Origin of the sequence: Paenibacillus sp. LHD-38, from assembly GCF_031157315.1 — a bacterium.
GTDB lineage: Bacteria > Bacillota > Bacilli > Paenibacillales > Paenibacillaceae > Pristimantibacillus.
Window position 1 is genome coordinate 141,442 of record NZ_JAVIFU010000015.1, and the last position, 20,194, is coordinate 161,635.

Here is a 20,194-nt window from a genome sequence, read left to right on the forward strand (position 1 = left end):
TGATTACAAAGCCTATATTGGTTAGGTTGTTTTAGAGGGCAAAGCTCAAGCGGAGGCGCGGGAGCATTTATTAAAATATTAGTTACCTACCTCCTATATGAAATATATGGAATATCTGGATACCCAATAAAATGATGTAGAAAATGATATGTATATTATTATTGGTTTTTTTTATATATTTTTAATATTAAATATATTTTCCATAAATAAAATTGTAACTTTATCTGTTATTTTTCATACATCACATGGGAATTAATTTATTGTTTACTTTTTTTATGTTATTTTATTATGTATACTTTGATAAGATTATGTTAGAATAGCGCTGTCCCTATTTCTGTTGAGGAGTGAACAGCGTGAAAGTTCATGAGATATTAATTGATGTGGAAGATGATAACCAAAAAAAGAGGTACATGCTAGTCGATAACAGAGGCGCTCTTGTCCAACCTGTCATGCATTACATAAAATATCTTGATAACACAGGGAATAAACCGAGTACATTAAGAGCCTATTGTTATCACCTCAAATTGTACTTCGAGTTTTTGGATAGTTGTTCGCTAGAGTACACAAAAGTGAATTTGACGATACTCGGTCAGTTTATCGCTTGGCTGCGTGATCCCCAAGTGAATATGAATGTGATTTCAATGAATGAGCAAGTATCCAAACGTTCAGAACGGACAGTCAACACGATTTTGACATGTGTGGTTAGCTTTTATGATTTTTTATTCCGTTCGGAAGCATTCGAAAAAGAAATATCTGACCATACCCAGCGGCAAATATCAGGCCGTTTCAAATCGTTTAAACCGTTTTTGCATCACATATCTATAGGTAAAACCATCGGTAAGAATACACTCAAGCTTAAAGTACCGCGTTCAAGAGTTAAGACGTTATCGTCGGAACAACTTGAAGCGGTTTATCGCTCCGTCACCAACATTCGTGACAAGCTTTTGCTTCGCATTCTTTATGAGAGCGGTCTCCGTATTTCGGAAGCGTTAAACCTTGAAATATCAGATTTCAATTTTTCAAAACAAAGTATTAAGGTGACAAAGTCCAAAACCGTAGCTGGAGAAGGACGAACTGTGTACGTTGACGCTGATACGATGAATGTTTTTCAGGATTACTTAATTGATATTTGCGATGAATTTGATAGCAATTATGTATTCCTTACTCTAAATGGGAAAAATCACGGGAAACAGCTTTCATACAGCGCAGTAAGCTCAATGGTAAAACGTGCAATCAAGAAATCTAATGTTCCTTTCACTCCCCACATGTTACGACATACTTATGCAACCGAACTTCACGCAAACGGAGTAGACGTTGGTGTCATCCAACAATTGCTTGGACATTCAAGTGTACAAACAACCTTTAACACCTACATCCACCCCTCCGATGAAACGATACGTAAAAGTTATAACGCAGCCAATTCAAAGAAGAATTTACATCATGGAGGAAATAAAAATGGAAGTCATACACAAGAAGGTATATAAAGCTGATTTGCTTACCAAATTAGCAGTGAATTAACAACTTTTTGGGCTAATGATGTATGGGATATTCGAGAATATCCCATACCGCTTGATAAGCCCTGGGGGCGAAGTCAAATGAAAATATCTTTTGAGAACCTTCCTAATGAGACTTTGCGCTCTATGTTCAAGTACTACTTTTACAAGAAATTATCGAATAAGCATTTATCACCATACAGCGTATGGCCATTATACAGCAACTCCATCAAGAAAATTGGCTCTTATATTCAACAATACTATCCTACAATGAAAAGCTTACTTGATATTCCAATCGAGAAATTTAAGCTTGGATTTCAGAAGTATTTACACATTAATTACAAACGTATAAATCCAAGAAATATAAGTATTTATAGTAATATTTATCGTTATTTTGAAGAAATGTATGACAAAAGAGAGGAAACGGAAAAGGATCGTTGGGATGTTCGAAAACTAGGCATTGATTTTAATTTAACAAGTACACAATATTTCATTAATTTTGGTGACATTCCGCTACCCTTCAGAGAGATATCCAAACGTTATGTTAAACAACGACTTATTGTTGTAAGAAATATGCAAGTGAGCACTGCTATTATTTACGTATATATGCTAAACCGATTATTTAATATGGTTAAGGGAAAACACCCGTCATGGAAAGATATAACTCAGTTAAATCGTGATGATATTCTTTTGTTTAACGACCTGTTGAGGAAAGAGGGAATTGGAAATATAAGACAAGGTAAGAGGGAATCTAACGACAATTATGTATACAAAACCCTTAATTATTTGGAGACTTTCCTCTCAGACATACAACGGTATGAATGGGAAGAGGCTCCTCTTAAATCGATTAAACGTCTTATATATCCTGAGGACAAGCCTAAACGGTCTCCTACGAATCCCGATAATATTAAATTTATCCCTGACGAAATATGGAACCAGATTCTTAACAACATTCATTTATTCCCACCTGAATATGTACCTATAATTTTACTGTTTGAGGCTACGGGCTTTCGGGGATCTAATATATTGACGTTAAAGCTGGACTGCCTGCAACATCGCAATGATGGATGGTGGATCAGCGGTAACCAAATGAAGGTGAAATATAAGGATCATCGGGTACCCATCAACGAAGATATCGCTAAAGTAGTCGCTGCTCAAATACAATTGGTAACAGAGAAAAGTATCAATGGCACCAATCCCGATCGATTTCTGTTTCCCCGTTTTGACGGGAAAAGAATTAATAAACCTTTGAGTAGAAATACATTCAATACAAGCTGAAATCGAGTGGCTGAGAAAATACCGCTTTTAGATGAAAAAGGTAACATATTTCATATAAAAAATCATGCATTTCGCCATCGTTATGGCGTTACCTTAGTCAATAACGGTATGCCTTTGGTACTTATTCAGCAATTAATGGCACATGCTAGTCCTGAAATGACGCTTATTTATGCAAAGATTTTGTATTCTACGCTTCGTGAGCAATGGGAAATGGCGCGCGAAAAAGGAGCTGTAAGGCTCAGTACTATTGGCGAAGTGGTAAAAGTGGATCTAGAGGTACAAGCGCTAGAAAACGGCTTAGAATTAGAATGGATCCGCCATAACTTGGACTCCATTCGGCTCGATCACGGGTTATGCGTGAAAAGCCCAAAAATTTCATGTGACTTTTTAAATCAAACACTGGAACCACCTTGCATCAAAAACAACTGCCGCAGTTTTCATGTTGACACAACGTTTCTTTCCTATTACGAGTCACAGATTAACCAAATGGAGCAAGACATAAAGACTTACATGCAATCAGGTAGGATCCGCTCAATTGAGCTTATAGAGCCGAAATTGAACCGTTATAAAGAACTTGCTAATTCAATCCAAACCACTGGAGGAATTTTCGGCTTGCCGAAAGCAAAACGTGAATATGTAGGAGAGGAAAAGAAACATGGCTAATCAATCTCCTGACATGTCGGGCATAGCCCATCATGCTAAAACTAAATCTGAAGTAACCATTAAAAAAGTGGATGATGCTATTAAACGCACGATTAAAAAACAGGTATCTATAAACTTCAATACTGTTTCAAAAGAATCAAACGTTTCTACTGCTTACCTATACTCACAAAAAGCGATTAGAGAACGGATTAAGCATCTCCGTGGTCAACAGGAAGGTTTATCATCAATAAAGAAAGTAAAGCGAAATATGAGCGACCCATCGAAAGCTGTAATTATTGAATCATTACGCAACAGGGTTCAAACATTAGAGAAGGAAAATGAAGATTTAAAAAGAAAATTAAGTGTCTTTTTAGGGCAGCAATATAACAATTTATAATAAAAATAGGCAATGATTCTTTACTTTTGCGGAATCAATCAAGTTGGAAACCAAACGATCATTCTACTTACAGTGAGGTTAAGTTCATGATAGACCGCCTGTAGATAAAACGTATCTTAAGGAGGCAGTTTCCCTCGTGAAATTCGATTTACTAAACCGATTAATAAAGAAAAATGAGAAAAAACACATACAAGATTTTGATGAGCAACATGTCCTCAAGATGGAAGTTTCGCATATTAAGCTTTTTAACGGAGACACGATCACGATTACAAAATTTAATAACAAGCGACCTGTGCCACCAGCCTACTAAATGTGTCAATTGGAAACAAACATGCCGCCATTTCATGATACGTAAGCGAACGGTGTGTATGGACATTGGTAACGTGGCGGCATATCAAGGTAGCAAAAGGAATAAAAGCTGCGATAAAACTCCTAGCTCCTATCAATACCTATATCCAAACAGATATGGCTCAGGCTGATAAATGATATTTTAATTTATTAGGTCCAAACTGGTTGATTGGTTATACAACAGCAAAAATTCACCGTACAGAGGAAAAAGGCATGGAAAAAATCATTTTTGAAAACTGGGTATATCGTAACTGATTCGTCCGCATGTCCTCTGTGAATTGGGTACAAATTAATATTTTTTGGACCCAAAATAACAAGTTGTGTGCACATATACAAGGGGGTTATATTTTGTGCGGAAAACGGTACATGTGGAATCGAATGTGAAGGTGTCGCTCGACGATTTCGCTAGCGGCAATGGTTTCAAGAAGGGATCTGACGCCATCGCGTACTTGTTAGCTTTTCAGGAGTTGTATGCCGATAAGATTACACACAAACAGCACTTAGAAGCCTTGCGTCGGGCTGAGGAAATGAATAATCAACAAGTATGGTAATGGGGCAAGTGGCAAGAAGAAAGGTTAGAAAAAAGTGAATCGTCCCTCCAATTCCCATATTACAGGAAAGGAGTAATATATGATCGTCAATTGTTTTATTTGTGAGACCGATGTCGATGCACTTTACTGCGGTTCACATATTCTCGATGAAAATGATGCGAAAGCAACTAGAATCCTTTTGCTTTTTTGCCCAACTTGCGGCTGTTCAATATTGGCCTCTCAGAGTGTTATTGCAACACACCCACTTAAATGGGGGAAGGTCGGTAGAATCTGGCCGAGGAACGCATTATCTTCTTTTTGGGATGTCTCCGATGACGTGTATGAGTGCATGGAAGCTGCGCGAACTAGTTTTAACAAGGGGGCTTATGACACATGCGCTCATATATGTATGAATGTTATTAGTGTAATTCACAGAACCCACAATGCAGAAGATGAGAAGGTTATTACATATAGTGAGGGATTAGCTCTATTACATAATCAGGGGCTTATCGGTCGTAGAATGTATGATTGGGGACAGGAAATACCTTGTGGAGTAGGATTCAAGTCAGAGGATGCTTTCACGAAGGAGAGCGCACAAAGCTTTATTGAATTTATAGAGGCACTCTGTGATTGCATTTATTTTCAAAATAAAAGGTATGACATTTTTAAGAATCGTTTGGTATCTACTTCTCCAACTAAGGGGGAATTGAGTCTGTAATCTATGGATATCATATAGAGATTAATTTCAAACTAGTTCGACAAAATTTTTAATATGATAAGACAAGCCTGTATCCGTGGTTGTGTTTAACTTTACACTATACGAGAAACAGGCTTATCTTGATGTTACAGTAAACCTCCTTAGCATTAGATTACAGCATTATGCAAACCTTTAAGGGCTAGCAGGGTTCGTTGGACATATGTCAACAACTCCTGTTCATTTATCGCCTCACTCTCGGCAAAGGGATTTTGATCGTGATGGTACTTCTTACTATAATCATTTATATCCTCTAGATCAGTAAGATTGCTCTTGAGTGGTAGCAGGTGTACCTCATTTGTCGTTCTGACCTTCTGAATAAAGCCGCCTAGCCACTCATTGCTGCTGAAGTCCTGTGGAAAACGAACACGCAGATTTCCTTCGAGAATGGGACGAATACACATCGCTACAGATCGGTGATTCATTTTCGGCTTACCTTCTAAAAAATCGGCTAATGTAAAATACAATTGATAATAGTCAGATCTCGTTTCCGCTTCAATGTCCCATGAATCGATCGTACTGTCATGTATTCCATCTCTTTTAATACAAAGCTGAGTTAGAAGAGTTTTCTTGTCAGCAAACTTTCCCCAAAGAACACGCGCAAAGAACATGTCATGCGTTAAAACAATAACTTGTTTGGCAAGGGCTGAAAACTTCATTACTTGATCTGCAGTATAGCTCTTTCGATGGCTATCAAGACTGGAAATGGGATCATCAAAGATAATAACCTTATTATTAATTTCGGGATCAGACTCCAGTTTCGCCAGGAAAAACGCGAAAGCCAAGCTGCTTTTATCTCCTTCGCTTAGTGTATTTTTAAACGAAGGTGCTGTTAAGGGTGATTTTTCATTTCCTAAATCCACTGCCACGTTATTTATATTGAGAATAAAGTTACTACTCGGTTTGCCACCTTGAAAACTCGATTTAAAATCAGAAATTTTATAACTAGCTCCGCAATTAACCAAATGATGATTAATTCGTTCTTCATATTTCGAGAAAATTTCCGCAGTGTAGGTGTTTAGTGATGTTTTGTAATCACTTTTTGAGTTATCCATATTTTTTATTGAAGATAATAATCGCTTATATTCCTCAACCAGAGCTACTTTACCATCACTAAACCGCAACTTCACATTGGAGAGATAGCTTAGTCTACTCTTAATATCCTGGATCTTTATTTTATTAACGGTGGTTTTTCGTTCCTCTATTATTTTATTGATTTGATCGTTTGCATCGTTGTACGCAGTTAGTTCGTTCATTAGTAAAAGATACTTATCGATCAGTATGATTGTGTCATCAGAAACAACTAGTTCCTCTAACGGCGCTAGCTTTTTAGCCTCGATGACGTTTCTGATACCATAAGTAAATTGTTCCCATGTCTTGCTGATATGCTCCCAATCCAGTGATGTAGGGTCACCAACAGACGCATACGTTTTCCAATATTCTATCAGTTCCAAGTTGGAGGCCACATGTTTTTGAAGCGTAAACATAGCTTCTATAGAGAATGTTTTGGCAAACGCCGCTTCCAATACTTTAACGCTATGTATAGCTTTTTTATACTCATCGCTGAAGTATGTCTTAAAAGCCTCAACAATCGTAACATCGTTAATTTCCTGATCGCAAAACGGGCATCGTTCATGATCCGAAATTTTGGATACACCGTATTCTAGCCATTGTTCGCCGTGCTGATCAAGGTTTTGTTTCATGTGTTGTTTCGTTAGTTGCTCAGCATTGTCCAAGATGCGCTTGAGAGAGGGGCTTGAAATGTTGCTAAGAAATTTTGTTTTGTCGAAAGCGGGTAATGCGACTCGAATACAGGATGGTTTTGATTTAATTTCACCTTCTCTTTCCGATGAGCGTAACATTCGTGATTGATCCAGAATTTCATCATCAATGTTGTTACTTAGGGATAACCGAATAAAGTCTGCAGCACTCAATACTCCTTGAACGCCATGTAAAAGTTCTTTTTCTTTTTCTTTTTTTTCTGCATTTTCTTTTTTTAATTCCTCGTCGAGAGCAAGCAGGCGATCAGCCATATCTACACCTTGCTTTCCGATCGTGAATAGATATAACTGCTTCTTCTGTTCATGCTCGATATGTTTTGAATAGACATTTTGGCTGACAAACTGCGAATCAAATATTTCTATATCAAAGTTGGGCTTGCTAATCCATTTGTTTTGTTTAAACATTAGCTTACCGCTATCGGATAACAGGTCAATCGCTTGCTCACCTCCGCCACCTAGTGTCCTTCTGCCAATAACTAATGATTCATCTTGTTCTTGAAGAGAACGAAAAATATTTGAGAGTGTTGTTTTCCCACGACCATTTTCAGAATAAACAATGTTGAATTTGTTTAATTGCAAATCCCCTTTTGGGGCACATGATCTAAATTTACCTGTATTTTTGATGCTAATTATTTTTCTTATCATGGGATCACCCTTTACAATGATTTAAGGAAATATTCGACAATTTCCGTAGGTTTCCTCTTATTTTTTGGTATTAAACAGAGAGTGATGTCGAGGTATGGTTATTTCGTTTCTGTGGTCCTGACTGAAATGCTTTTTTAAACTACATATCTCCCAGTCTGTAGAAAATAGATGCTAGAAATGAAAATATGCTTAATGGCCAAAAAGCCCTTCCTAATGGAAGAGCATTTTATAGTACGTCATCTTTTATAATTATTGAATTAGTGGCACAAATAAAAAACCGCGGTTTAATTCGAGTTATTAAACTCTCGTTCGCCATTAATTTAGTATTTAAATGTGTGAAGGTATCAGAGATATGTGCCAGTCTGAATCAAATATTCTCGGCTATGTGTTGCATTTCATCAAGAATACTATCTCCACTTCGCCAAAAACGTCCGAAAGATTCCCCGCCATCCATTGTAATTAGATAATTCTGTATTTTCCTTGTGTTTAGAATGATCTCTTGAATATCGGCAATAATTTTATCTTCAACTCTCCCATTCAACATCTGGCTATGTTCAATGAGTTGACTACCAAAATCCCGAAGTAAACCTTTGCCAGAATTAACATTCAAAGGTGTGCTATCCCGTTCAGACACCCATGTAAGGCGAAAGCGATCTAAAAAAGAGAGTAACTGCTCTTTAGCCATAGCTAGTTCATTTCTTGGTGTAGGCGTTTCTGCAACCAGTACTTTAGATTCTGTGTCTTTCGCAATTTTTCTTGTCGTTGCTGTTAGATGTCTATTCACTTTTTCGCGAAATTCTGAAATGTTCGAATATGTTTCCACTAAGCCTTTCTTCAGCATTTCAGTTTTGAATTCTTTTAATTGTTTGTACTGTTCAAGATCAATCGAATCTGGTTCGATGGGTTGAGATGAGAAGTATAAAAGCACATGCTTCCCAGCTTCTATGAACTCGTTAATTTCCTCAACGGTGCCTGACTTAGCAACACCAGTGTGCGTTCCAATTCTTGTCCAAAAAGCCCCCACAAGAATATCACAGTCTTTGACCAACTGTTTATTTATTAATGCTTGCGGTCTATCACCAATTTCTGGTGTAGAGTGTGTCTCCCACTTTATGGGCAGCATCACAATTTTATTTTCTTCAGAATTTATTGCATTCCATGAATAAATAACTTCAGGTATTGCAACTCTCTCATTCGCCACATCTGATGGAGATGCGATTAGTACTTTTATTACCTCAGCTTGATAAGACATCTTTGTTTCCCCCCGTGTTCGATAAAAACAACATCCAGATTATACCACAATTAATATAACGTTAAAAGTAATGTTCAAAGGGCTTTTGTATACAAGAAACTACTTACTTCGGACTTCCAAAAAGCCACCATGAAAAACTGGTTGTAGGACTTAGCGATCAAAAATACGCATTCTTTTATCCAAAAGCAGGAAAAAGGTCGCATCGCATCGAATTGTGAATATTTGGGATAAACCTCCTTTCATTAAGGATGGAAATATCCTTCTTAAACCAAAACAATTATTATAACCTATCACAAATCTTTGGAGGATCTAATGAATCGAAACTTTATTCCAAAAGTAAATCCTAGTCGAGAGTTCCTTGAGATAGCATCTGATTTTTCAAACCCTCTTGATTTGGTGCGTGAAGCAATAAGTAATGCTTTTGATGCGAAAGCCACCCGTATGGATTTATCTTTTACTACATTTCAAGAACATGGTCGACCAAAACTAAAAATATTGATTCGTGATAACGGTAGTGGTATGAATTACGATGATTTAAATTCCTTCTTTGATTTAGGCAATTCCAACCGCGTCCACCAAAAAGATGATGATCCTTCATTAATTGGTGAAAAAGGTCATGGAACCAAAATCTACTTCAACTCAGAGCAAATAGGTGTAGTAACTGGAAAAGAAGGGAAAAAGTACGAGTGTCATATGAGAAATCCTATTGGATGTCTTTATGATGGATATGTTCCTGAAGTGGAGGTTATCGAATCGGATGAAATCTTTGAAGGAACTCTCATTGAAATAATAGGATACAACGGAAATGAGAGATACATGTTCAAACAAGAGCAACTTAAGGACTACATTTTATGGTTTACGAAATTCGGTTCATTTGAGCAACAGTTTGACGAATACAGAGATCTGCCACATCAACAGATAGAGTTATTCTTGCAAGGTATCGATGTTAGGGAAGCCAAGAAGATTTCATTTGGACATGTCTTCGCTACGGAAACATTGAGTTTGGATCGCTTGTTAGATGACCACTTAGCTGATGCACCTGATAGGTTTGTGAAACGTTTTTGTCATATAGATCGGTTGCCAAATTTCCCCGAGATTGAATATCAAGCTGTTTTCTATATTGAGGGAAACAAAGCAAAAAGAGAATACAATCCAATGATCAAACGGAGTGGATATCGTGCACCTGATGGCTCTTATACTGTTCAGGAAAGGTATGGACTTTGGTTATCCAAAGATTTTATTCCTGTACAAAAGAAGAATGATTGGATTGGTTCAAAGGGTAGTGAGTTTACAAGATTACATGCCTTCTTCAATTGCCAAGCTTTAAAACTGACTGCAAATCGTGGATCTATAGACAATACACCAGCAGATATTTTGAGTCAAGTTCAAAGAGAGATAGAAAGGCTTTACCGAGAAATTACTGAAAGTGATGATTGGGCTAATATTGATTATCTAACTAGAGAGTCTGATGCCTATCAAAGTGAACGACGTGAAAAGAACGATCTGGATAAGCGTGTAAAGCATGCACGTAGTGCTAAAACAGCTGAGTTTAAGGGAATAGTTTTACGCGAACCACGACAAGAGCAGGGTGTATTTTCCATTTATCGTGCTATTGATGTTCTCGAACCGCAATTATTTCCTTTTGATATTATTGATTATGATACGCATGCTGGAATCGACGTACTCGCACAATTAAGAGATTCACGTGTACACCTAGATCAATCAATGCTCAGATATGTGGAATTTAAATATCTATTAAATAAGAACTTCAATCACTCTTTTAGTCGTCTCTACGGCATAGTATGTTGGCAATTAAAGATATTACATGACGAGGTTGTTAACGATGCCTTTGGAAACCCGCGGAAACTGAGAATAGTGCCAAGATCAGGACAAAGCTCATTTACACAATATTTCCTTGAAGATGAACGAGACCCACATCGTATAGAAATAATTGTTCTTGAAGAGTATTTATCTGAAAAGCTTGGCATTCAATTTCGTAGAACAAGATAATCTTGCTGTTTGAGACAAGCGCTTATTTCTAGTGTTTTTTGTACAAATTAAAATGAAGGGGCTTCACGGATAAGCGTGCAGCCCCTTTTCAATTTTGAGCCTAATGATTACAGAAACTTCGTCAAGCACGCAGTACCAATTTCAAAATCGTTACTACTCAAGCTTATGTGCGATTGTCCGTTCAAGTGCAGCATACTGAATATTGCATACTTTATGCTTCTTAGCTTTTTTACTAAGTTTTCTTTATTGACGTTCTCATAGGGAATCAGTATGCCTTATTACTGTCTGTTATCGTGATATTTCATTAATTATATGCAAATAATGAATAAAGCACCAACAATAGCGCTAATCCATCAACTTAGTCTAGATAACGCATGATCACACTTTTACTGTTTTTTTGTTATAATGCCAGGAGGAACGTTTGTTTGTCTTACATACTCCTTTAATCTTACAAAAAGGTGAGGGCTGGATAATGAAGAATGGAAAGTTTACAAGCATTATTATTAAAATGCATTATGTTCCAAGGTGGAACGATTATGCACCAAGATACAAAGATAATGCAGCAAGTCATAGCTTTCGATGTGCTGCATTAGCTATTTTGTTGGGGATTATTGAAGAAAGAGTTTTCGCTAACAAAATAGATAAATTATCATTGCTAGCAAGAGCATTATTGCATGATTTAAATGAAACGGTTACTGGCAGCATTAAACATATTACTAAAAAAGACAGCGTCGTTAATAAATACATTCAAAACCTTGAAGATGAAGTCAACCATACTATTGTTTCGTACCTATCTAAATCATTGCGACCATACTTTCAAGAATTTATCGTAAATGCTGAAGATGACACTTATTTGGGGAAACTTGTCAAGGAAATTGACACTTTTGATGCGATGTTATTCTGTCATCGGGAAGACATTTCGGATTCCAGCTCTTACTTCAACTCTCAGTTTCAACTTCTTCATGATAAAATACAGAACTCTGAACTTCAGTCGATACGATGGTTAGCACAGGAATTTGATAAGCAGGAAGGGACATATAACTTTTTGAGCTATATATTAAACCTTGATAAAGTTGAGCGGTGGAGTGGAAATTTTAACCTTGTTCCTGATAACGATGCTACTCATTCTTTCCGTGTAGCGGCAATTTCCCTATTTAATGGATTCCTTGAAAGAGAGCGATTTGGAAAAAATGATCTAGATGTATACCGCTTGGTGTGCAAAGCTATCTTGCATGATATTGTTGAAGGTATAAGTGGGGATGTCGGTTCAACCATAAAAAAATCTACTGAAGATATCAAAAGAGCATTTGAAGAATATGAGAAAGAAATAGCTCGTACAATGGTAAATCAACTTCCTCCGTTTTTTCACAAAGATATGGGAGATTTTATGATCAACTGTAAGGATGAAACTTACGAAGGAGAAATGGTGGATATTGCAGATAAAATTGATGCATTAATAAAAACAAATTTAGAAATGCGTAACAATCCTCATTATGCAGAAACATACTATGAGCAGCTAACAAAAATTCAACATCAATTCGAAAACCCGTGTGTAATTTTCTTTCTAGCATACATTCTGCATGATTTGACATACGTAAATTTTGTTAAATAAAAATATCATATAAATTATGGTTGAACAAAATAAGGGCTGCGAGCGATCTATGCGAGCAGCCCTTTTGTGATTTCATAGATAGTCTTTTGTTGAGTATCTTATATATTTGGCTATGTTAAATCCAATTGTTGATATTTGAATATATCGAACGTTCGTTCTGTAATTAAGGTAACATTATGGTTCGGAGAAGATTTACCCATGGAAATGAATGAATTGAAGAGACTTGCTGACGCATTGGACGATAACGGCAAACAAGAACTCAACCGCTTTTTGCAATCGCGAACCAAGGGAATAATGGTTGGCGTGGATGCATCCGTACAACGAAGCTGGATGAAGCCATCCGCTATCACCTGTCGAGCTCCAACGTGCTTTGTACTGATTCCTGGCGCGCGTTCAGTTCCTATGCTAATCAAAAGGGATTGGCGCATTACCGATTCAAGTCCGATGGGAAACAGCGCGTCAAAGGCGTTTACCATATCCAGAACGTCAACAGCTACCATAGGCGTCTGAAAAAATGGATGTACCGCTTCAATGGGGTTGCAACAAAGTATTTGGAGCATTACCTGGCGTGGTTCCGCTATCTCGACAGCAAGGACTATGAGAACACAACGGCGAATAAGAAGAGCATGTTGGCGTCTTCATGCCTGTTTTCTGTGAAGGATACGAATGCCAGACTTCGACGGATGGCTTATTGTTGAACTATGGGGCAAGAGAGTTGAACAACCTAGAGAAGGTTGAAAGTTGCAAAAACAAGATATTGTTCGTTTGATAAAAGATGACGAACGAATGATGCAGGTCCTTCGTGTCGTTGAAACATTGGGGTTGCCCGATTGGTGTGTGCAGGTTTTGTTCGATCTAAAGTTTGGGATTACCTTCATGGGTTCGAAGAGACACGTTTGCCTGACGTCGACGTAGTGTATTTTGATCCCGAACACACCGACGAATCCATCGAAAAAGAGTATGAGCGAAGTCTAAAGAAGATTAATTCTTCAGTTCCTTGGTCTGTGAAAAATCAGGCACGAATGCACACTAAAAATGGTCATGTCCCCTACACTTCCACCGCTGATGGACTGTCAAACTACCCTGAAGTCTGTACGGCAATAGGAGTTTATTTAAATTCGAATGGTGAAGTGGTTTTAGTTGCTCCTTATGGCGTAGAGGATTTGGTCAACTTAATCGTACGTCCTACTCCCTATTTCACGTCAAAAGATAAACGGACTATCTATGAACAACGGATCACAGAAAAAAATGGGCTGCAAGATGGGATCGTATTCGCATTATTTATTCCTAAACAGCCATAGTCATTAGTGAGTTATTCGAAAATACTGAAGAATGTGAAATGTATACGTATTCATATTATTGTCATACAGAAAAATTTCATTGCATGGTAAAATTAGGTTGAACATTTCTTTTAAGGGAGTGATTTTTTGGAGGCTAGATGTATGTCATGTGCAAAAAAGTTTGTGTTGGAACCAGGTGATCCACAATATACGAAAATTAAAGAAGGCATAACCAAACTTTATATTTGCAACAAATGTAACAATATATTTAAAGAAGAAGCAATATAATCAACTGGAATTAATCCTACCCTGTTAGACCCCGATGGCCATGATAAGCTTGTGCCTTGAATATGTATATAAATATTTGATGGAGGTCTCTTATGAAAGAATGGATAGGTTCGGCAGCTGTGTGCATTAATAGCCAGAAACAACTACTGATGGTTCAAGGTAAAGACTTAATTGAATGGGCCATTCCTTCAGGAGGCTTAGAAAAATATGAAACACTTGAAGAGTGTTGTGTGCGAGAAGTAAAAGAGGAAACAGGATATGACGTTGAGGTTGTGAAAGAAATTTTTGTTAAAAATAAACAAACTGCTAGTGGAATAAAGGTAAAAACACATTACTTTGAAGTGAAATTAATAGGTGGCCAACAAAGGATCGATGATCCTGACGGTATCATACATAATGTTGGATGGAAATCGTTGGATGATGTAATGGAGTGTAAACATGCATACCCTGAGGATCAGGATTTTTTAATTAAGGTGTGGAGTTCGATAGAATCATAAATATTCAATCATTGCGCTAACGGGACACGATAGTTCACGACGGCATACAAGTATGCGATTGAAATTTCTTTTTTTACGACAGGAGATGATAATCTGAAGGTATTTTTTGATTGGTTAAACCGCAAACGGATAATCGATGCGAAGCCTGTAGCACTGAACTTAGTATTTACTCATATTCCTCCGATGGATCGCAGGTTTTGTACTGTGTTGCATGTAAAGAGTATTATTATAGGGCGAATCATGGCTCTACCATATTTAAGTATGAAGTTCCTGAGGGGCTCATGAAGATATGGGAAATGGACACTTATCATAAATATTATACAGGGATCCCAATTAGCGAAGCATACGAGCCCAAGTGGATTAAATTTCTCCTTAGATTATTACGCTAACGGGTAACGTTAGCTCAATACACAACCAGGACGAGGCATCGGCAGCCTCGTTAAGCTATTTGGCAGTTTAGTTTCATGGGGCTACCGACAATCGGTAGCCTTTTTGTGTTAAGTAAAATCTTGACAACTCAATTATGTTACAGTATGGTGTAAGTGTTACAGTAAACTGTAACGGTTGTATTTTAAGTGTGAAGAAGGGCTGGTTATAATATGGCTTACTATACTGCAAAACAACTTTCAGAAATTTTGCAAGAACACGACGAAGGGATGAACTTACGTACGGTTCGTTATTATACGCAGATCGGTTTAGTCCCTCCACTTGAATTGGTTGGCAATAAACGAGTGTACACAGTTAGTCACTTGGACTATTTTCGCGCAATACGTACTTTGTCAAAGGCGGGCGAGTCCTTGCAGGTAATCCAAGAAAAGCTTGGCACCATGCCTATCGAAGAAATCCGTAAAATCGGGGAACTCATGCCCTTTTATCAGCCCAACAACGATCATGAAACGGTCAAGGTCAACGACGATGTGCTGATCACGTTGAGTCCTCGAATTTCCGTAGAGATTAAGGAACGGGTAATTAACTCGGTGGCCCAAATCCTTAAAGGAGGCAGCACCGAATGATGAAAACCAGCATAGCCAAATCCATGATGGAAAACGAAGAGGGCATGAACCACCTGTTAATTGAGATCCCCCCTCTGGATGTTCAGGGAGCACAAGTGGGCATTATCCTTCCAGACGGCATATTCCGCACGAAAAATTTGACTGGTTACTATGAGGATGAGTCAGGCTCCATTCTAATCGATCATCGTACAAAATGGACACAACACCTCCTGATTGAACTATACACGAAGGAAAAATTAAACTTCGAGCAAACAACGGTAAATACGGTGTTAACCCTGAAGTCCAAGGATACCACAACATCACAATATGAGAATACTGTCACGATGACCCTTGCCGACGAAGGTGATATGGAGGGCTTAGTGATTGATGAAAACGTAATAACGTTTCTAAAAAATTTACAGTCAGCAAAAGACGACAATGTCACACCACAGCCCAAAACATACAAGACGGTAAATGAATATGCATTTTTAGAAGAAAAATATCGTATTGACTTTTGAAGGCGCTTTAATCATTGGGGGGTGAGCATGTTGAAATTGATCGTTGTCGAGGGAATTCCTGGTTCGGGAAAGTCTACAACAGCAAGATTCCTCGCCTTGCAGTCTGAACGGAACGGAAATACGACGCAGCTTTTCCATGAAACTACATACCATCATCCAATCTTGATAACGGAGACGATTGCTAACCCTGCGGCTTGGATGAAACAGTATTTATTGAATTGGGATCGGTTCTTAGAAGAACTAAGGGACAAAAAGGCTACTTTTGTGATGGAGTCAGTATTATTCCAGGCGCCCATTCTTCATCTGCTCCATATGGATCTGGATAAAGAAGCGATTATTCGGTTCATCGAAAGCATATGTGCACGGTTTACGAATTTTGATTTCCATTTAGTGTATCTGTATCAGAGTGACCCAATGGTTGGGATTAAAAGAATGATGAACGCAAAAGGAGGAGTCAACTGGCTAAATGCGAAATTTGAGGAATTTAAACAAGAACCCTATTATGTGAATCGGGGGCAGACAAATCCAGAAGCACATCTCGACTTTTTGATGGATTTTGCGCAAATTGCTGGAATTGCGAATAGCATGTGCAGTCCATGGTCTCTGTCGATCGAGAATACCAATTGGGATTGGAGTTCTTATTATCACACCATCGTGGATCACTTCTGCTGGTCTTGCGTACCCGATCCAATTATTCCATATACTGAACTTATGAAATATGTCGGGGTGTACTACAACGAGGAATTGAACCTTCATATCCACGTTGAGTTGAAAGACGGTCAACTATTCGGGTTTGGAGATCGATAATTGAAGCCAGAAGATCTGAGTACATTTTATCTTGATTATGTCAGCATGAAGATACATTTTAATTTGGGACCTTCGGGTCAATGTAGCGGTATGATTGTAAAAGAGAAGGATTTGTTCGGAAACCGCAGAGATGAAGGGACAAAGTTTATTAAAATTTCCTGATTCAACTAACGGGGAACGATAGCTCAATAACCTAAATGAAAGGCAGCCATCTCGGCTGCCTTTTCCCCACTAAAGGGCAGTATAGCGCAAATAAATTAGTAATTAAATCCATAGAGAAAATGTAAAATAATACTTATGAAACTGTTCGATAGATCACCAACTGAAATATCGCCAAGCCTAAGAACAAAAGGAGTGAAAATGCCGTGAAGCATCCGAGAGACTATTGTAATAAAGAGGTTATCATTATTGGTTTGGCAAAAAGCGGGGTAGCTTCGGCTAAATTGTTTCACAATTTTGGTGCAATTGTGAAAGTGAATGATAAAAAGGAACGAGATCTATGCCCAGAGGCTGAAGAACTTGAGGCAATGGGTATTTCTGTTGTATGCGGGTTTCATTCAACAAATTTGATACACCCTGGTGTATCCTTGGTGGTCAAAAATCCTGGTATTCCTTACTCCACTTCACCAGTACAGAAAGCCTTGGACTTAGGAATAGAGATAGTATCTGAAGTTGAAGTTGCATTCCAAATATCTCACACCCCGATCATCGGAATTACGGGATCTAACGGTAAAACGACCGTCACAACGTGGATCGGGAAACTACTTGAGAAGGTAGGAATGTCACCTGTCATCGCAGGTAATATCGGAGTGCCTTTATGTGAGGTCGCACAACAGTTGACGGCAAGAAACACTCTAGTGGTCGAGTTAAGCAGTTTTCAATTGAAGGGTACAGTTAACTTTCGACCCAAAGTTGCTCTGTTGCTAAATATAACACCTACACATCTTGATTATCACGGTTCTGTAGAAGATTATGTATCGTCAAAAGCTAAACTATTCGATAATCAAACGTCTGAAGATATAGCTGTGATTAATTGGGACGACTCGGCATGTCAAAGTCTAATTCCACATATTAAAGCCAAAGTTATCCCTTTCTCTGTGAAAGAAGAATTAAACACGGGAGTTTATCTGAAAGAAACTAATGACCGCTCATGTGTTATATTTCGTGACCACAATGGGAAAGAGGAGCAGATAGTTCTTGTAGACGATCTTTGTATGCCAGCAAAGATTTATATCGAAAACACATTAGCTGTAACTGCAGTAGGTAAGGCAGCAGGCATAAAGTCAGAGATAATTGCTCAGGTTTTATGCGACCTTGATGCAGTAGAACACCGCATTGAATTTGTATCTGAACAAAATGGAATTTCTTTTTATAATGACTCTAAGGCTACAAATCCAGCTGCGACGATCAAGGCATTGCACTCCTTCGATGCACCCATTGTACTTATTGCAGGAGGATTAGAACGGAATATGGAATATTTCGAACTAATACCGCATCTCAAAAATAAAGTAAAAGCAGTGATCGCTATTGGCGAAACTAAAAATAAGATTGAACATATCGCACAAGAAGCAGCAATTAGAAATATAGTTTTGATTGAAAATGAACCTGTCGCTGCAGATACTATGACAAAGGCGGTACAGTTTGCCACGGATCTGACAGAAGTGGGCGATATTATACTTCTTTCTCCTGCATGCGCTAGTTGGGATATGTTTGCGACTTTTGAGGAACGTGGACAAATTTTTAAACAGGCTGTTCTAGGGCTTTATAAATGATGATGTTGATTTGAAATTCTAACCTTTATTAAGCTAACGGGCAGGATAGTTGAATAAGGACTACCCAGTATTCCATAGGTCGATATCCAATCATTCCTCTCAAAATACACCCTAAATATGGAAAGGGATTTAATATATCGGTTATGGACTTGATTAGCTATAATAGCAATAGGATGGCGAAGGGTCATCAAATTCAAAAGTATAAAGAAAAAGAATGAGGAGAATGTATGGTTGACGTTTTATGGACGATTTATTTAGGATTGCTCGCAACAGCTTCCCTCACTTTTTTAATAAAAGGAAAATATAAGTCGAAACTTAGCAAAATAGATTTCGTCGTATCCATCATTACATGGATTGGATTGTTCGGGTACGTTACGGAAACAGCTATTCTAAATCCTACTGTCTGGAAATTTGTCTCCGTGGCAGCGTTTCTGTGGGATTTATCATTCACGATGCTTTTAAAAGGTTATGAAGGGGAAGAAATCCTGGAGGAGCTGCCGATTGTGGCGAGGAGAGTCTGGATGTTGATAACATTTGTTGTCATGGTCGGACCTTTGTATTACGGATTGTTCAGATATGCCTTTGCATGATGCCGAGTAATGCAAGAAAAAAGAAACCGAGCAGGTAAAAACCGCTTGGTATTGGGTGGAGGTTTGGTTCGGTGATGACTGACTGATCACGCCGAATGTCGGGATTTACACGGTTGGTCATGGTATTGAATTGAAGGAACGAAATAAAACTGGCTATGACATCCCCATTACGATTGGAAACAGTGTCTCGATATATAGATGGGATTGACGGGTAACGATAGTTGAACACCGAAAGGGCTGCCGTTTGGTCAATGTCATTTAGTTTAGCTCAAAGACAAGAACAGGAATAAAAATGAAATCCAAAACGGCATGGGAAAAGTCCTGTGCCGTTTGTTTTTTTGGGGAAAGCAAAGAAAAAGCGCATAGCAAACAAAGCGGATGGAGTGTCCGCTTTAAAAAATGTTCATGTGAAACGAATTATGCTACTCTATAGACGAAGCTCACGACTGATTTCCAGCGGATTTTGCGCGTATTCTGCTGCCCTTTGCGAACGGGTCGAATCGGCAAAATGTTTTTGCGAATCAGTGCTTCAACATTAGGCAAGGGTTCATCACCTTTTGAGCGCAGAAAATGTCTACAAACGTGAACAGCGACCGTGAAATTAACTTGGTATTGGTGCCGTTTATCCATTTGGGAAATGACGACGTGCGAGGTCATCATTTCAGCGAAATTGTACATAATCATTCTTGCAAAAATCTCTTGGATGAT

At 38.1% G+C, this 20,194-nt stretch carries 15 protein-coding genes and 3 pseudogenes; 15 read left to right on the forward strand and 3 right to left on the reverse strand.

The genetic code is table 11. The features are described from left to right. Positions 1-353 precede the first annotated feature (353 nt). The 5 genes and pseudogenes from RCO25_RS15065 (at position 354) to RCO25_RS15085 (ending at position 5,406) form a co-directional block, all read left to right on the forward strand. Positions 354-1,484 (forward strand): tyrosine-type recombinase/integrase, encoded by a 1,131-nt coding sequence (locus RCO25_RS15065; RefSeq protein WP_308996960.1) that lies wholly within the window; start codon positions 354-356, stop codon positions 1,482-1,484. A gap of 411 nt (positions 1,485-1,895) precedes the next feature. Then, positions 1,896-3,434: pseudogene (locus tag RCO25_RS15070) on the forward strand (tyrosine-type recombinase/integrase). Continuing rightward, on the forward strand, positions 3,427-3,810 hold the full coding sequence (locus RCO25_RS15075) for a DUF6262 family protein (RefSeq protein WP_308996961.1): 384 nt from the start codon (positions 3,427-3,429) through the stop codon (positions 3,808-3,810). The pseudogene RCO25_RS15070 and the gene RCO25_RS15075 overlap by 8 nt, the downstream one beginning before the upstream one ends. A gap of 698 nt (positions 3,811-4,508) precedes the next feature. Beyond that, positions 4,509-4,709, forward strand: a complete 201-nt coding sequence (locus tag RCO25_RS15080) for a hypothetical protein (RefSeq protein WP_308996962.1) — start codon at positions 4,509-4,511, stop codon at positions 4,707-4,709. Positions 4,710-4,788: 79 nt separating this feature from the next. Beyond that, positions 4,789-5,406, forward strand: coding sequence for a hypothetical protein (locus RCO25_RS15085; protein ID WP_308996963.1), 618 nt, complete (start codon positions 4,789-4,791; stop codon positions 5,404-5,406). Between the two features lie 146 nt (positions 5,407-5,552). On the opposite strand, the gene RCO25_RS15090 is transcribed toward RCO25_RS15085, so the two are convergent. Both RCO25_RS15090 and RCO25_RS15095 read right to left on the reverse strand, forming a co-directional pair. Then, positions 5,553-7,868, reverse strand: a complete 2,316-nt coding sequence (locus tag RCO25_RS15090; RefSeq protein ID WP_308996964.1) for an AAA family ATPase — start codon at positions 7,866-7,868, stop codon at positions 5,553-5,555. A 367-nt stretch (positions 7,869-8,235) separates the two neighbouring features. Next, positions 8,236-9,120: a DUF4062 domain-containing protein gene (locus RCO25_RS15095; protein ID WP_308996965.1), complete on the reverse strand. Its 885-nt coding sequence runs from the start codon at positions 9,118-9,120 to the stop codon at positions 8,236-8,238. A 312-nt stretch (positions 9,121-9,432) separates the two neighbouring features. Here RCO25_RS15095 and RCO25_RS15100 point away from each other — a divergent pair, with 312 nt between their 5' ends. The 10 genes and pseudogenes from RCO25_RS15100 (at position 9,433) to RCO25_RS15145 (ending at position 19,486) form a co-directional block, all read left to right on the forward strand. Then, positions 9,433-11,130: an ATP-binding protein gene (locus RCO25_RS15100; RefSeq protein WP_308996966.1), complete on the forward strand. Its 1,698-nt coding sequence runs from the start codon at positions 9,433-9,435 to the stop codon at positions 11,128-11,130. A 421-nt stretch (positions 11,131-11,551) separates the two neighbouring features. Then, a complete protein-coding gene (locus RCO25_RS15105; protein WP_308996967.1) occupies positions 11,552-12,742 on the forward strand; it encodes a YfbR-like 5'-deoxynucleotidase in 1,191 nt (396 codons plus the stop codon). Positions 12,743-13,068: 326 nt separating this feature from the next. Continuing rightward, a pseudogene (locus RCO25_RS15110) lies at positions 13,069-13,440 on the forward strand (IS1595 family transposase); the annotation flags it as partial. 135 nt (positions 13,441-13,575) lie between these two features. Further along, a complete protein-coding gene (locus tag RCO25_RS15115; protein WP_374992117.1) occupies positions 13,576-14,043 on the forward strand; it encodes a nucleotidyltransferase family protein in 468 nt (155 codons plus the stop codon). Positions 14,044-14,402: 359 nt separating this feature from the next. Beyond that, positions 14,403-14,807, forward strand: a complete 405-nt coding sequence (locus RCO25_RS15120; RefSeq protein ID WP_308996968.1) for an NUDIX hydrolase — start codon at positions 14,403-14,405, stop codon at positions 14,805-14,807. 599 nt (positions 14,808-15,406) lie between these two features. Further along, positions 15,407-15,820: a MerR family transcriptional regulator gene (locus RCO25_RS15125; RefSeq protein WP_308996969.1), complete on the forward strand. Its 414-nt coding sequence runs from the start codon at positions 15,407-15,409 to the stop codon at positions 15,818-15,820. Further along, positions 15,817-16,317 (forward strand): hypothetical protein, encoded by a 501-nt coding sequence (locus RCO25_RS15130; protein WP_308996970.1) that lies wholly within the window; start codon positions 15,817-15,819, stop codon positions 16,315-16,317. The genes RCO25_RS15125 and RCO25_RS15130 overlap by 4 nt, the downstream gene beginning before the upstream one ends. A gap of 27 nt (positions 16,318-16,344) precedes the next feature. Next, a complete protein-coding gene (locus RCO25_RS15135; RefSeq protein WP_308996971.1) occupies positions 16,345-17,124 on the forward strand; it encodes a hypothetical protein in 780 nt (259 codons plus the stop codon). Positions 17,125-17,489: 365 nt separating this feature from the next. Beyond that, entirely contained in the window at positions 17,490-18,896 is a 1,407-nt protein-coding gene (murD, locus tag RCO25_RS15140) for a UDP-N-acetylmuramoyl-L-alanine--D-glutamate ligase (RefSeq protein ID WP_308996972.1), read from the forward strand. 227 nt (positions 18,897-19,123) lie between these two features. Continuing rightward, complete coding sequence (locus RCO25_RS15145) at positions 19,124-19,486, forward strand: hypothetical protein (RefSeq protein WP_308996973.1); 363 nt, start codon at positions 19,124-19,126, stop codon at positions 19,484-19,486. A gap of 417 nt (positions 19,487-19,903) precedes the next feature. On the opposite strand, the pseudogene RCO25_RS15150 reads toward RCO25_RS15145, so the two are convergent. Next, positions 19,904-20,194: pseudogene (locus RCO25_RS15150) on the reverse strand (IS4 family transposase); the annotation flags it as partial.